16 protein-coding genes are annotated in these 14855 nt (G+C 43.5%); 14 read left to right on the forward strand and 2 right to left on the reverse strand.

The window, feature by feature from the left end; translation table 11 throughout:
• Positions 1-44 precede the first annotated feature (44 nt).
• Positions 45-641, reverse strand: a complete 597-nt coding sequence (locus F6K63_RS00545) for an ATP-dependent Clp protease proteolytic subunit (RefSeq protein WP_070393421.1) — start codon at positions 639-641, stop codon at positions 45-47.
• Positions 642-729: 88 nt separating this feature from the next.
• Positions 730-1386: an ATP-dependent Clp protease proteolytic subunit gene (locus tag F6K63_RS00550; RefSeq protein WP_287310338.1), complete on the reverse strand. Its 657-nt coding sequence runs from the start codon at positions 1384-1386 to the stop codon at positions 730-732.
• Between the two features lie 227 nt (positions 1387-1613).
• Between F6K63_RS00550 and F6K63_RS00555 the strand changes: the two genes are divergently transcribed.
• From F6K63_RS00555 to F6K63_RS00620, 14 genes are all read left to right on the forward strand, one after another.
• Positions 1614-2855, forward strand: coding sequence for a vWA domain-containing protein (locus F6K63_RS00555; protein WP_287310699.1), 1242 nt, complete (start codon positions 1614-1616; stop codon positions 2853-2855).
• A gap of 763 nt (positions 2856-3618) precedes the next feature.
• The gene (psb34, locus tag F6K63_RS00560) at positions 3619-3789 is read left to right on the forward strand and encodes a photosystem II assembly protein Psb34 (RefSeq protein WP_044492715.1); all 171 of its coding nucleotides are present in this window, start codon (positions 3619-3621) and stop codon (positions 3787-3789) included.
• 54 nt (positions 3790-3843) lie between these two features.
• Positions 3844-4074 (forward strand): photosystem II protein, Psb35-related, encoded by a 231-nt coding sequence (locus tag F6K63_RS00565; RefSeq protein WP_287310340.1) that lies wholly within the window; start codon positions 3844-3846, stop codon positions 4072-4074.
• A gap of 136 nt (positions 4075-4210) precedes the next feature.
• Positions 4211-4381, forward strand: coding sequence for a photosystem II assembly protein Psb34 (psb34, locus tag F6K63_RS00570; protein WP_044492715.1), 171 nt, complete (start codon positions 4211-4213; stop codon positions 4379-4381).
• A 54-nt stretch (positions 4382-4435) separates the two neighbouring features.
• On the forward strand, positions 4436-4666 hold the full coding sequence (locus F6K63_RS00575; RefSeq protein WP_287310340.1) for a photosystem II protein, Psb35-related: 231 nt from the start codon (positions 4436-4438) through the stop codon (positions 4664-4666).
• Positions 4667-4802: 136 nt separating this feature from the next.
• Positions 4803-4973 carry a photosystem II assembly protein Psb34 gene (gene psb34 / locus F6K63_RS00580; protein ID WP_044492715.1) on the forward strand — a complete coding sequence of 57 codons (171 nt, stop codon included), beginning with the start codon at positions 4803-4805 and terminating at the stop codon, positions 4971-4973.
• Positions 4974-5028: 55 nt separating this feature from the next.
• A complete protein-coding gene (locus F6K63_RS00585) occupies positions 5029-5259 on the forward strand; it encodes a photosystem II protein, Psb35-related (protein ID WP_008182589.1) in 231 nt (76 codons plus the stop codon).
• A gap of 11 nt (positions 5260-5270) precedes the next feature.
• Positions 5271-5462: a DUF2949 domain-containing protein gene (locus F6K63_RS00590; RefSeq protein WP_287310342.1), complete on the forward strand. Its 192-nt coding sequence runs from the start codon at positions 5271-5273 to the stop codon at positions 5460-5462.
• Positions 5463-5926: 464 nt separating this feature from the next.
• Positions 5927-7807 carry an ATP-dependent zinc metalloprotease FtsH4 gene (gene ftsH4, locus F6K63_RS00595; protein ID WP_287310344.1) on the forward strand — a complete coding sequence of 627 codons (1881 nt, stop codon included), beginning with the start codon at positions 5927-5929 and terminating at the stop codon, positions 7805-7807.
• A gap of 113 nt (positions 7808-7920) precedes the next feature.
• Complete coding sequence (locus tag F6K63_RS00600) at positions 7921-9408, forward strand: type I restriction-modification system subunit M (RefSeq protein WP_287310346.1); 1488 nt, start codon at positions 7921-7923, stop codon at positions 9406-9408.
• A gap of 35 nt (positions 9409-9443) precedes the next feature.
• A complete protein-coding gene (locus tag F6K63_RS00605; RefSeq protein WP_287310348.1) occupies positions 9444-9626 on the forward strand; it encodes a hypothetical protein in 183 nt (60 codons plus the stop codon).
• A 280-nt stretch (positions 9627-9906) separates the two neighbouring features.
• Complete coding sequence (locus F6K63_RS00610; RefSeq protein WP_287310701.1) at positions 9907-10152, forward strand: type II toxin-antitoxin system HicB family antitoxin; 246 nt, start codon at positions 9907-9909, stop codon at positions 10150-10152.
• Between the two features lie 57 nt (positions 10153-10209).
• Positions 10210-11406, forward strand: a complete 1197-nt coding sequence (locus F6K63_RS00615; protein ID WP_287310350.1) for a restriction endonuclease subunit S — start codon at positions 10210-10212, stop codon at positions 11404-11406.
• A 24-nt stretch (positions 11407-11430) separates the two neighbouring features.
• Positions 11431-14844, forward strand: coding sequence for a DEAD/DEAH box helicase family protein (locus F6K63_RS00620; RefSeq protein ID WP_287310351.1), 3414 nt, complete (start codon positions 11431-11433; stop codon positions 14842-14844).
• Positions 14845-14855: the final 11 nt, after the last annotated feature.

Here is a 14855-nt window from a genome sequence, read left to right on the forward strand (position 1 = left end):
GCCTTGGCCGTGTAAGTCCTGATCAAATTGACCAGACCAACACTCTAGGGTGCTCTCTGGTCAATGACTTGGTCAATCAAGCCATACTCCTTGGCTTCATCGGCTGACATGAAAAAGTCCCGATCCATGTCTTTTTCGATTTTCTCTAGGGCTTGACCGGTATTTTGGGCGTAGATTTCATTGAGTTGATGGCGGATCCGCAAAATTTCCCTAGCTTCAATCTCAATATCCGTAGCTTGTCCACGGGTTCCCCCAGAGGGTTGGTGAATCATAATCCTGGAGTGAGGCAAGGCTATTCGTTTTCCTTTTTTACCTGCAGCTAGCAGGAAAGACCCCATGGAGGCAGCTAGACCAACACAAACGGTGACTACATCGGATTTGATATGCTGCATGGTGTCATAAATAGCCATGCCTGCGGTGACTGAACCACCAGGAGAGTTTATGTAGAGGATAATATCTTTGCTATTATCTTCAGAGTCGAGATATAGCATTACCGCAATGATCTGGTTGGTGATTTCGTCATCAACCTCTTTGCCTAGAAAAATAATCCGTTCCCGGTAGAGACGGTTGTAGATGTCAATCCACTCAGTATACTGACTTCCTGGCATCTGGTAGGGAACTTTGGGCACACCAATTGGCATAATTCGCTCCGAGTTAGTACTAGATTGTGGAAAAGGGCATGTAAAGATTGATCAATTTTATGTTAGCTATCAGCTGATTGCTTACGACTTAAGTAATACCAGCAGGAATCGGAGTATCAAGCTCTTGAGGTTCTAGCACCCTGTCGATCAGACCATACTCTTGGGCTTGGTGAGGTGTCATGTAAAGGAACCGATCCATATCTTTGGCAATTTTTTCTTGGTCTTGACCGGTATTGCGAGACAGGATATGGAGCATCGTCTTCTTATTGGTCAGAACTTCTTGAGCACGAATTTGGATATCCGTGGCTTGACCCTGGGCATAACTCCTGGGCTGATGTAGGACAATAGTGGCATTGGGTAAACTTGCCCGACAGCCTTTGGTTCCTGCGGAGAGGAGCATGGCTGCCATCCCGAGGGCTGAACCAATACAAATAGTGTGGATAGGGGGCTTGATGTAATTTATGGTGTCACAGATGGCAAAGGCTTCGGTTTCAAAACCCACGGGTTGGCCATCGTAACGAGATGTGCCGGTGGAATTGATGTAAATTTTAATGGGCTTGTCCGGGTCGTCGTACTGTAAATACAGCAGTTCGGCAATAATTAATTCAGTTACCGCACTCACCAAGGGCATACCCAAATATACAATCCGCTCACTTAACAACAGCGAGGGTAAGTCTGGTGGCGGTGTGCGGTAGGCAGGTCTACCATAGTAGGTAGATTGAACAGCCTGGATGGGTCGTTTCATGATATTTGGGGCTGCAATAATGGCACTATCTTTAACCAGTGTAGCTTGCCATACTTTCTTCGTGATTTTCTTCGTGCCGGTTAGCCCCCGAAGGGTTAAAACTGTAACATAGGGGAAAACTTCCTTATTTGCGGGTTATTGTAAGCAGCTCAATGGCTACACCCATGCTGACCGATAGCCTCTACACCGATTATCAATTACCCTTGCTGTCTGAGGAGCTATCTAAAATGAAAGTTGGTTTGCACCCAGCCCTTAACGATACTAATATTGATGCTAATCAACCGAGTAGTCAGCGTCAGTTATCCATGGCGATTTCTGCGATCGCTGCTTCCTCTAGTCGAAGTGTACCCTTGAATTTGTGTCTGGTACTCGACCACAGTGGCTCGATGCATGGACAGCCTCTGGAAACTGTCAAGCAAGCAGCAGTGGGGTTAATTGAGCGCTTGCAACCGGATGACCGCCTCTCGATTGTGGCCTTTGACCACAGAGCCAAAGTGCTGGTTCGCAATCAACCGATGGGCAACCTAGACCAAATCAAACGAAAGATTAACCGACTGGCGGCTGATGGGGGTACTGCCATTGATGAAGGTCTAAAGCTAGGGGTTAAAGAACTTATTAAATCCAAACAAGACACGGTATCTCAGGTGTTTCTGCTCACTGATGGGGAAAACGAACATGGAAATAATGAAAGTTGCATAAAATTAGCTGAACTGGCTGCTGAAAATAACTTGACTATCAACACTCTGGGATTCGGTTCCAACTGGAACCAAGATATTTTGGAAAAAATTTCGGATATTGCTACTGGTAGCTTGTCCTACATTGAAGAACCAGAGCAAGCCCTGAGTGAGTTTGCACGTTTGTTCAACCGCATGCAGTCTGTGGGCTTAACTAATGCTTATCTGTTATTGGATTTAATGCCAAAAGTGCGGTTAGCAGAGCTCAAACCCATCGCCCAAGTAGAACCAGATGCGATTGAACTCCCAGCACAATCAGAAGGCGATCGCTTTATGGTACGTTTGGGAGATTTGATGACTGATTCACAACGGGTGATTCTCGCTAACTTGTATGTTGGGAAAATGCCAGAGGGTCGTCAAACCATTGCCCATGTACAAGTCAAATATGATGATCCATCCAGTGGTGCCCAAGAGTTACTCTCGGAAATCGTGCCAGTCCAGGCAAATTTCCAGGAGGCTTATCAACCAGTTCCCAATCCTGAGGTACAGAAGCATATTCTAGCTTTAGCTAAATATCGTCAGACTCAAATTGCGGAAACCAAATTACAGCAGGGCGATCGCGTCGGGGCTGCCACCATGTTACAAACTGCGGCAAAAACTGCTATCCAGATGGGGGATAAAGGAGCCGCAACGGTACTGCAAACTAATGCTACGATTTTGCAAACTGGGGAAGACCTCTCAGAAGCTGATCGTAAGAAAACCAGAATTGTGTCTAAGACTCTGTTACAGGAGTGATCAATTGTAGGAGTAATCAAAAGGGTAGGCATGATCCTTGCCACCCTTTGCTGCTGTCCAATCATGGGCTCTTGAAATGCGATCGCATATAGCAGTTCTCAATTGGATGAGGTACTTACGCCCTTGGGGTTAATGGGAGCTAAGGCCGTGGGCCACGCTTACTGGCAGAGCCAGACGCTGCTTGAGGTGCGAACGGAGCTGGGAGCAGGGAAGTCAGAAGTGGGAAAAAACCCTGTTTACCTCATAGGTATAAGAAACGCTATATCTGAAGTTACTTTTTTGCCAAAACATTTGCTTCTATCAACAGGACTTACCCAGTCAGTCCTGTCCAAACATCTTGCTACACATCTGATCAGTCTATTAACTCCTCATCATCGAAAGGCTGAGTAGAGTCGGGCTGGGGGGATCTCATCTATGCCCAAAGATATATGCCTAAAGTAATAACTTAAACACTTAGACTGAAACACTTAGACTGAAACACTTAGATTTAAATAGTTATAAATAAGGATTAGCAGCCATTATTTGGTGTTATAGGCGTAATTAATGCTAATTGCGCCTATTTACTCTTGTTTAATATTCTAAATTTAGGCTTTTTACCTTTTTGTAGGGTTTTTACACCTATCACCTATACGGCTAACCCTACCGCCAGTCCCTGTCAAGCTATTGCAACAAAAATTTACATAGTGTTATATTTATTTACAGAAAGACGAAAGGAGAAAAAAAGCAAATGACTTTCAGCACTGACACCATGACCAAGTCCACTATGTACACCACCGTTGATGAAACCGGAGTCCTCAACAACTACGCCCCTGAAACCGAGATTTACTACGCAGACTTCCCAACACTTGAACAGCAGCGTAATTATATTTCCCAAGGTGCTATAGCTAGCTTGTTAGTCTGCTTGTTAATTTTGACTGCCTTCGGTATCAGCTAAACCATTCGTTACTTATTTGACCACTAGCTTGTAAAAAACACAAAGGAGAAAATGATGACTATTGTAATTGCACTGTTAATTGTTGGTTGGACTGCTGCTGCGGTAATTGGTACTCAAGCTTACTTCCGTGGTGAGCAAACCAAGCCCATCCATGAGCGCAACTGGCGTAGTAATTCTTTCAACACACTGGCCAAATCCGTGACTGGTCAAGACACTGACTATAGCGATCGCACTCCGGCCTATGCCATGGATGCTTTTGCTAGCAACTCTCTGCCCAATTCCTAATCTTGAAGCATTTGACACTGTGATTTTGACACTGTGATCAAGCAATGCTTTAACGGTTTGACCCATTTATTTACATAAAGACCAAAGGAGAAAAAACCAAATGACTTTCAGCACTGACACCATGACCAAGTCCACTATGTACACCACGGTTGATGAAACCGGAGTCCTCAACAACTACGCTCCTGAAACCGAGATTTACTACGCAGACTTCCCAACACTTGAACAGCAGCGTAATTATATTTCCCAAGGTGCTATAGCTAGCTTGTTAGTCTGCTTGTTAATTTTGACTGCCTTCGGTATCAGCTAAACCATTCGTTACTTATTTGACCACTAGCTTGTAAAAAACACAAAGGAGAAAATGATGACTATTGTAATTGCACTGTTAATTGTTGGTTGGACTGCTGCTGCGGTAATTGGTACTCAAGCTTACTTCCGTGGTGAGCAAACCAAGCCCATCCATGAGCGCAACTGGCGTAGTAATTCTTTCAACACACTGGCCAAATCCGTGACTGGTCAAGACACTGACTATAGCGATCGCACTCCGGCCTATGCCATGGATGCTTTTGCTAGCAACTCTCTGCCCAATTCCTAATCTTGAAGCATTTGACACTGTGATTTTGACACTGTGATCAAGCAATGCTTTAACGGTTTGACCCATTTATTTACATAAAGACCAAAGGAGAAAAAACCAAATGACTTTCAGCACTGACACCATGACCAAGTCCACTATGTACACCACGGTTGATGAAACCGGAGTCCTCAACAACTACGCTCCTGAAACCGAGATTTACTACGCAGACTTCCCAACACTTGAACAGCAGCGTAATTATATTTCCCAAGGTGCTATAGCTAGCTTGTTAGTCTGCTTGTTAATTTTGACCGCCTTCGGTATCAGCTAAGACCATTCATTACTTGTTAAACCCAAAGCTTGTAAAAAACACAAAGGAGAAAATGATGACTATTGTAATTGCACTGTTAATTGTTGGTTGGACTGCTGCTGCGCTAATTGGTACTCAAGCTTACTTCCGTGGTGAGCAAACCAAGCCCATCCATGAGCGCAACTGGCGTAGTAACTCTTTCAACAAACTGGCCAAATCCGTGACTGGTCAAGACACTGACTATAGCGATCGCACTCCGGCCTATGCCATGGATGCTTTTGCTAGCAACTCTCTACCCAATTCATAAACCAGAGGTCGATGCAGTCTTCAGTGCTCACTAAATTGATTCGCTGGTTACAGGAAGAGTTAGAGATTCCTCGGGCTTCCATTGCCCTGGCCCTACGCCAGGGCGAACCAACCCCAAACTTTTTACCCATGATTCTTTGGCAATACGGACTAATTTCATTAGATCAATTAGAGCAAATATTTGATTGGTTGGAAGCGGTCTAAGTCTATTTCTGAATATAAAGCTTTGCCTAGAGTTGACCATATGATCACTCTGTGATCAACTCATCTAAATTTTAGAAGCCTTACTAACAAAAGATTGCATAACTAGTAAGCAAAAATACTTATCTAACCCATCTAAATACTAAAAGCCTTACTGACCAAAGATTTCACAATTAATAAGCAAAAATACTTATCTTAGGCATTTCAAAAATAAGATGGGTTTACCCTGATCAAGTAAGTCACGGATTTTAGAGTTAATACCAATTCTCAAGATTGACACCGCTACACATCAATTTCATCTCCCCATCTCCCCATCTCCCCATCTCCTCATCTGCATCTGTAGTCCTATTTTGAACAATTGGTATAATTTTCAACCCTACCCTGGTAGGCTAAGAGTGAGGGCTTTCACCCTCTATAACAAAAGCATTTTAAACAAACACTAGTTTGCATTTAACTACTTTGCATCTATGAGTATTAAAGACAAACCTCAACCCCCTCGATCTCGCCTAATTGGCAATATTCTATTATTTTTAGGCGGTTTATTTCTTGTAGCTAACCTATTCTTGCCTGGGTTCTTCGGACAGAAAATCTCTCGGGTACCCTACAGCTTGTTTATTGACCAAGTCCAAGATGGACAGGTAGCGCGGGTTTATGTTGGGCAAGACCAAATCCAATATCAGCTCAAAACTGATACTGAACAGCCAGGACAAATTCTGATCACGACCCCAATCTATGACCTAGAGTTACCCCAACGGCTAGAAGATAAAGGAGTAGAATTTGCTGCTGCTCCTCCCCCTAAACGAAGCTGGTTTGCTATCGTGCTCAGCTGGGTGATACCTCCACTGATTTTTGTTGGCATTTTGCAGTTTTTTGCAGGACGTTTTGGTGGTGGCGGACCCCAAGGTGCTCTGTCCATTAGCAAGAGTAAAGCTAAGGTTTATGTACAAGATGATGCCACCAAAGTTACCTTTAATGATGTGGCTGGGGTAGAAGAAGCCAAGACTGAATTACAGGAAATTGTGGATTTTCTCAAAACCCCCCAACGGTTTACTAACATAGGAGCACGAATTCCAAAAGGAGTGCTATTAGTTGGACCTCCTGGAACGGGTAAAACCCTAATGGCTAAAGCAGTAGCTGGTGAAGCTGGTGTACCATTCTTTAGTATTTCTGGATCGGAGTTTGTAGAACTGTTTGTGGGTGCTGGTGCGGCCAGAGTCCGGGATTTATTTGAACAGGCCAAAAAGAAAGCTCCCTGTATTATTTTCATTGATGAGTTGGATGCTATTGGTAAGTCCCGTGCTAGTGGTTCTGGTTTTGTTGGTGGCAACGATGAGCGGGAACAAACCCTCAACCAGTTGCTAACGGAAATGGATGGGTTTGCTGCTGGTGATGCTACGGTAATTGTCCTAGCAGCCACTAACCGCCCTGAAACCCTAGACCCAGCTCTGTTACGTCCAGGACGATTCGATCGGCAAGTGTTGGTAGATCGTCCTGACTTATCCGGTCGCTTGAAAATTCTAGAAATCTATGCTAACAAAGTGAAGTTGGGAGAGGATGTGGATCTAAAAGCGATCGCAACTCGTACTCCTGGTTTTGCTGGTGCTGACCTGGCTAATCTCGTTAATGAAGCAGCGCTGTTAGCTGCCCGCAACCGCAAGGAAACAGTAACCCAGGCCGACTTTGCTGAAGCGATTGAGCGAGTAGTAGCTGGTCTAGAGAAGAAAAGCCGGGTACTCAATGACAAAGAGAAAACCATCGTTGCTTACCATGAAGTCGGTCATGCTCTAGTTGGTGCTTTGATGCCTGGTGGTAGTAAAGTCGCTAAAATCTCCATTGTGCCAAGGGGCATGGCAGCACTAGGCTACACTCTGCAAATGCCTACAGAAGACCGCTTCTTAATGGATGAGAAAGAACTCCAGGGTCAGATTGCTACCTTGCTTGGTGGACGGGCAGCGGAAGAGATTGTGTTTAATAGCATTACCACCGGCGCTTCCAATGACCTCCAACGAGCTACGGATTTAGCGGAGCAGATGGTAACTACCTATGGCATGAGTAAAGTGCTCGGACCCTTAGCTTACCAGAAAAGTCAGCAGTCAAGCTTTCTCGGAGATGGGATGATGAATCCCCGCCGCAATGTCAGCGATGAAACTGCTAAAGCAATTGATGATGAAGTCAAAGAGATTGTCGAAACAGGTCATCAACAAGCATTAGCGATTCTGAACGAGAATCGGGAGTTGCTCGAAACCATTGCTAAACAAATATTGGACACAGAAGTAATTGAGGGTGACAAATTGCAAGAGCTTTTGAGTAAAGTTAAGTCTGCCGAGAAGGAGCCTGCTGTAGTTTAATCGCAATTTTAAATTGCAAAGAGTACAAGGGTTGGGTGCGGAATTTCCCCGTGCCCAACCCTTTGATTATTGCTGAGGTAATATTGGATATTAGGCAAAAATAACAGGATAGTATGACGATCACAGGTGAGATGAAATCCAAGGTTGATAAGCTTTGGACAACGTTTTGGAATAATGGCATTAGCAACCCTCTTTCTGTGATTGAACAGATTTCCTATTTACTGTTTATCAAGCGACTGGATGACCTGGAACTCCTGAAGGAAAAGAAAGCAAGGCGTTTGGGAAAGCCAGTCAACGATCCAATTTTTCCAGAGGACAAACAGCGATCGCGTTGGTCCCATTTTAAGAATCTCAGCGATGCAGAGGAAATGTTGGCCATTGTTAGGGATGAAGCATTCCCCTTTATCAAGACTCTGGGGACTACTGGAGACGGAAATGCTTACACTCGCCACATGAAGGATGCGGTTTTTTTAATTGCTAGTCCGGCATTGTTGGCTAATGTAGTTAGTCAGATCGATAATATTCCCATGGAGGATCGGGACACCAAGGGAGACCTCTATGAGTATATGCTCTCTAAGCTGACTACAGCAGGAACTAACGGACAGTTTCGCACTCCCCGCCACATTATTAAGATGATGGTGGAACTGACCAAGCCAGCAACTAGGGATGTTATCTGTGACCCCGCTTGTGGTACTGGGGGGTTTTTGGTTGCTGCTGCTGAGTACTTACAGCAGTTGGAAGATTCTGATGGTAACTTGGTTCTTAATGCCCCAGGGAATAGGGAACATTTTAATAAGGAGATGTTCCACGGGTTTGATTTTGATGGCACCATGCTGCGCATCGGTAGCATGAACCTGATGTTACACGGTATAGAAGACCCGTCTATTGAGGCGCGGGATTCTCTGTCAGAGGATTATGCTGATCTCAAAGAAGCGTTTACTTTGATTTTAGCTAATCCTCCCTTTAAGGGTTCTGTGGAGAAGTCTACCATTGCTAAGGATTTAACTAAAGTCATTTCTACCACTAAGACAGAGTTACTATTTTTACCCTTGTTTCTGCGACTGTTGAAAATTGGCGGACAAGCTGCTGTAATTGTACCTGATGGGGTATTGTTTGGTTCTTCTAAGGCTCATAAGAAGATTCGCAGTATTTTAATAGAAAATCATAAGTTAGAAGGGGTGATCTCTATGCCTTCTGGGGTGTTCAAACCCTATGCAGGTGTTTCAACTGCAGTGATTATTTTTACGAAGGTTGGAGTAGAGGCGGATGGCACTGATTTTGTTTGGTTCTATGACATGAAGGCTGATGGGTTGTCATTAGATGATAAACGTCAGCCCGTGGAAGAGAATGATATCCCCGATCTGTTGGAGAAGTGGAAACAGCGGGATAGCACTCAAGAGTCGGACAGGAAGGCTAAAGCATTTTTTGTACCCAAGGATGAGATTAAAGCAAATGCGTATGACTTATCAATCAATCGCTACAAGGAAATTGAGTATGAAGAGGTGGAGTATGAACCACCCAAGGTTATTTTAGAGAAATTGCGGACGCTTGAGGATGAAATTCGGGCGGATCTTGATGCCCTAGAGGAGATGTTGGGATAAGTTGGATCCCCCCCAGCCCTTACTGCCGATTCCCTATGTCACAGGCAAGATGCCTGTGCCACATAACTGCCTGTGCTACGGAATTACTCGGTGGTCAAAAAAAAGTAGAAACTTGGCACCAGGCATTAGCAGTTTCATTACCTGCACATAGCCCTTGGCATCAGCAGGGTTCTCGAACCGAGCGAAAACGACTGGTGGCATCGGTCGTAACAACCTAACCACCACCCATGTCTTGATGCAGTCGCTCATGGGGGAAACCCCCAAGACCGCGCTGCATCGCTGGGTATAGGCGTAAACTATCAGACATAATATTAAGTTATCTCCTGTAAAGGGGACCCAGAGCCAGCCTCTGGCCTAGGAAAACTCTTAGGCTGGCTCTTCCCGTGGATTTTTTTGTCCACTATTTCAGTGTATCACAAAAAATATAAAATTATAGCATATTTTGAAAATTTTTGTAAATTTTTTTTTAGAGAGCAGGGAGCAGGCAGTGTGGGAAGTATGGGAAGTGTGGGGAGTGTGGTAAATATGGTGAGTGTCCTTAAGTACGAATTAATCATTTATTGGAGTGAATCAGACCAAGCTTTTATAGTAGAAGTGCCAGAATTATCTGGATGTATGGCAGATGGTCAAACTTACGTCGAAGCAGTAACTAATGCAGAAATTATTATCCGAGAGTGGATCGAAACGGCTCAGGAGTTGGGGCGTGATATTCCTACTGCTAAGGGGAGGTTATTTGATGCTTAGTAGATTGATTGAGGATGAGATTAGGGGGGATGTTGATGTGTTGGAGGGGATGTTGACTTGAATAAAGCACAGTCTCCAGTAGGATGGGTAAGATCTAAGCTTGGGAAAGTCGCCAAAATTGAAAGAGAATCTGTCAAACCAGAAAATATTCAGGTTGGTACTACATATATTGGTTTAGAACATATTGATGGAGAGGGAATGTTTAGCGGAGTGCGATCTGTTGATACTGGTGATATAGCCAGTAATAAGTTCGCTTTTGATTCTAGACACCTGCTTTATGGCAAACTACGCCCCTACTTAAAGAAAATTGCTCGACCTAACTTTAATGGGATTTGTAGCACAGATATACTTCCAATTCTTCCAGGCGCACATATTGATAGGAGTTTTCTTTATTACTACCTTCGGCAACCTCAATACATTGAGTTAGCAACAACAAGGTCTACAGGTGCTAATCTTCCTCGGTTGAGTCCTAAAACTCTCGCTGAATTTCCGATATTATTCCCTCCCCTAGAAGAACAAAAGCGCATAGCTGCCATACTGGATAAAGCTGATTCAATCCGACGGAAGCGAAAAAAAGCGATCGCTCTAACTGAAGAACTCTTGCGCTCGACTTTCCTCGATATGTTCGGCGATCCTGTAACTAATCCAAAGGGGTGGGAAATAGTTAAATTAGGTTCGCAAATTGAAGAACTTAAGTATGGAACAAACTCAAAGTGTAGCACTTTACAAAGAAAAAAAGATATTCCAGTTCTGAGAATTCCAAATATTGTTGGAGATAAACTATCCTGGAATGAACTAAAATATACAAATCTTGAATCAAAAGAAATATCAAAGCTGATTCTTAAAAACGATGATTTATTATTTGTAAGGTCTAATGGGAATCCTGAATATATCGGTAGATGTGCTTTATTTGAAGGAAATGGGAAACAAGCGGTTTATGCTTCTTATTTAATAAGAGCGCGAATCAAACCAGATGCTCAATTATATCCTGGCTTTATACGTGACATAATTTCCTTTCCTAGCTTCCGTTCTCGTCTAGTAAGAGAAGCTCGGACTACAGCAGGAAATTATAACATTAACATCCAAGGATTGAGCCGTCTTAAGCTGATTTGTCCGCCGATGGATAATCAAAAAAGATACTTAACTTTTAATCAAACGGTTAGTGAGCACATAGTAAAACAACAAAAGAAGCTTGAAAATTCAGAAAACCTTTTCAACTCACTGCTCCAAAAAGCCTTCCGAGGGGAACTCTAATAATAAAACAACAGGAACAAAACCATGGCATCTAACTTTGACTTTCTCAGCAACCAATTCCCCCAACTCCACAAGCACGCCAAACAAGCCGAAAGTCTAACTTACTCAGCCCCCCGAGCCAGTTGCTTCTATACTCGCTTCACCCTAGAACAAGCAGTTATGTGGCTCTACGAAAATGATGCTTACCTAAATCCACCCTATGAGAATAACCTGGGGGCACTTATCCACGAGCAAACCTTTAAAGACAATCTCAAACCTGGACTATTCCCCAAAGTTCGCCTGATCCACAAAATAGGTAACTTAGCCGCCCATAGTTCTAGTAAAATAACCAAAAAGGATTCCCTTCGGGTAGTTGAAGATCTGTTTCACTTCCTTTACTGGCTATGTCGCTACTATTCTGGATCCCAGAATAAGGGCGGAACTAAGTCCGGGGGGATCCTGTTCGATCCCAGTCTTATCCCTGACCCCAAAACTCAACAAGACTTATCTGTTGCCCAGGTTCAAGAACTAGAAACGAAGCTAAACCAAGCCTCGGAAATGCGCAGCATCGCAGAAAAGCGGCAAAAACAAACAGAGGAAGAACTTGAAACCCTGAAAGCAGAAATTACCAAACTCAAGGAGCAAAATCAAACAGTTCCAGATAGCCACAACTACAACGAAGCTGATACACGCCGCTACACTATAGATGTATTGCTGAAAGAAGCAGGATGGGACATTGATCAACCAGACTGGAAAGAGTACCCAGTTGAAGGAATGCCCAATGATACGGGTAACGGTTATGTTGATTATGTACTCTGGGGGGATGATGGCAAACCTTTGGCTTTAGTTGAAGCAAAACGCAGCAGTGTCAGCCCCACCACAGGGAAACACCAAGCCGAGTTATACGCTAACTGTTTGGAAAAACAATTTAACCAGCGTCCAGTCATATTTTATTCCAACGGTTACGAACATTGGATCTGGGACGATTGCACTTATCCCCCTCGTAAAATACAGGGTTTTCTCAAAAAGGATGAATTAGAAAGAATCATCTTTCGCCGTAGCCATCGCAAAAGCCTTAATAACGTCATACCTAGTAAAGATATTGCTGGGCGCTGTTATCAACGAGAAGCGATTCGCCGGATTACGGAAACCTTTGACCAGCACAAAGGGCGCAAAGCATTATTAGTGATGGCGACTGGTACCGGTAAAACTAGAGTTGCTATCTCCCTAGTTGACTTACTGATGCGAGGGGAATGGGTGAAACGAGTGCTATTTTTAGCCGATCGTACACCACTGCTAACCCAAGCCTTTCGTAACTTCAAGAAGCACTTACCCAATGTTACTGCTGTGGACATAACCAAGAATAAGAAGGATGCAGATAGCGCTAATGTAGTGCTTTCCACTTATCCGACTATGTTCAACTGCATTAGTGGTAATAATAGCTCCAAGTTACAGTTTAGTCCGGGATATTTCGACCTAGTAATTGTGGATGAAGCCCACAGGAGTATCTATAAAAAATATCGGGCTTTATTCGAGTATTTTGATAGCCTGCTAGTGGGACTTACTGCTACTCCTAGGAATGAAATCCATAGAGACACTTATGGTATATTTGACCTAGAGGCTGGTGTTCCCACTTTCGCCTATGAATTAAATGATGCGATCGCCGATAACTATCTAGTTCCGCCCCAAGGTATTAAAGTACCTTTCAAGTTCCTGCGCCAAGGAATAAACTATAACCAACTTTCCGAAGCCGAACGGGAAGAGTATGAGGAAAAATTCAGAGATGAGGAAACAGGAGAACTTCCGGACAAGGTAAATGCAGCAGCAATTAATAAATGGCTGTTTAATAGTAACACAGTAGACCAAGCCCTAGAGTTATTAATGGGGAAAGGGCTAAAAATAGAAGGAGGCGATCGCTTAGGAAAAACCATCATCTTTGCCCGCAACCACAGCCATGCGGAGTTTATTGTCCAACGCTTCGATCATAATTACCCCCATCATAAAGGTAAATTCGCCCAAGTAATTGATAGTCATAATTCCTACGCCCAAAGCCTACTTGATGATTTTTCCGAGCTGAACAAAGAGCCAACCATCGCCGTATCTGTGGATATGTTAGATACTGGGGTAGATGTTCCGGAAGTCGTTAATTTAGTCTTCTTCAAGCCAATCTATTCTAGAGTTAAATTCAATCAAATGATTGGACGGGGAACTCGTCTATGTCCAGAACTATTTGGAGTAGAACAAGATAAAGATAATTTTTTTATCTTCGACCTCTGTAGCAATTTCGATTACTTCAGTCAAAACCTAAAAGAATCAGAGCCAAAGCTACCAGAAAGCCTAACCGCTCAACTCTTTAACGCTCGTTTTAAGTTAAATGATGCTATCATAGAAAGCAATAACCCAGACTATGATCAACTAAGGGATTCACTACTAGATAAACTCCACCACCATGTCGCAACCATGGAGAAAGGTAACTTTCTAGTACGCCGACATCTAAAGACAGTAGAGTATTTTAGCGATCGCACAAATTGGAACAACCTCAACCAGCTCCCATCATCCAGTTCCCCCGGGGAAATCGAAACCTTAGCATCCCTTCCCAACGGACTCCCCAAAGAAAACGAAGGAAGTAAACGCTTCGACCTACTTTGTCTAAAAATACAACTAGCGATACTTAAGAAATCCCGTGATTTCATCCAACTCAGAGATAAAGTTAGAGACTTACTAGACCGCCTAGAGGAAAAAGAAACCATTCCGATGGTAAAGCAACAACTCCCTCTAATCGAAGACGTTAAAGAAGAAACATGGTGGTCAGATGTAACTCCCAGTCAGATCGAATCACTGCGAGTGCGCCTCCGCGACCTGATAAAATTCATAGATAAGAAAGAGCAAAATATTGTACACACCAACTTTGAGGATGAACTGGGGGAAATAGTAGAGGTAGATGTCCCTATTCAGCAAACAGGCTTTAGTCGCGACCAATACCACAAAAAGGTAAAAGCTTATATTAAGAATAATGAAGACCATATTACCATTGCCAAACTAAAGCGTAATGTCCCTCTTACAGAAGCAGATTTGACTGCCTTAGAAGAGATGCTGTTTACTGCTGAGGAAATTGGAGGACGCGATCGCTTCTTTGAGGTGTATGGTAAAGATATAAGTCTCAAACTATTCATTCGCGAGATAGTGGGTTTAGATCGCAATGCTGCTAAGGAAGCCTTTAGCAAATACCTACAAGCAACTAACTTTAGTGCTAATCAGATCAGGTTTGTAGAGACAATCATTGATTACCTAACCCAGAACGGAGTCATGGATCCCGGACTGCTATACGAATCCCCCTTTACCGATCTCCATGATGAAGGACTCGATGGAGTATTTGATGAGGATGATGTCAATCTAATTATAGCCACAGTGGGATCATTCAATCAAACAGTAGACGAAGGATTTGGTAGCGTAGCATAAACCACCATTAC

It is taken from the genome of Moorena sp. SIO1G6 (assembly GCF_010672795.1).
Lineage (GTDB): Bacteria > Cyanobacteriota > Cyanobacteriia > Cyanobacteriales > Coleofasciculaceae > Moorena > Moorena producens.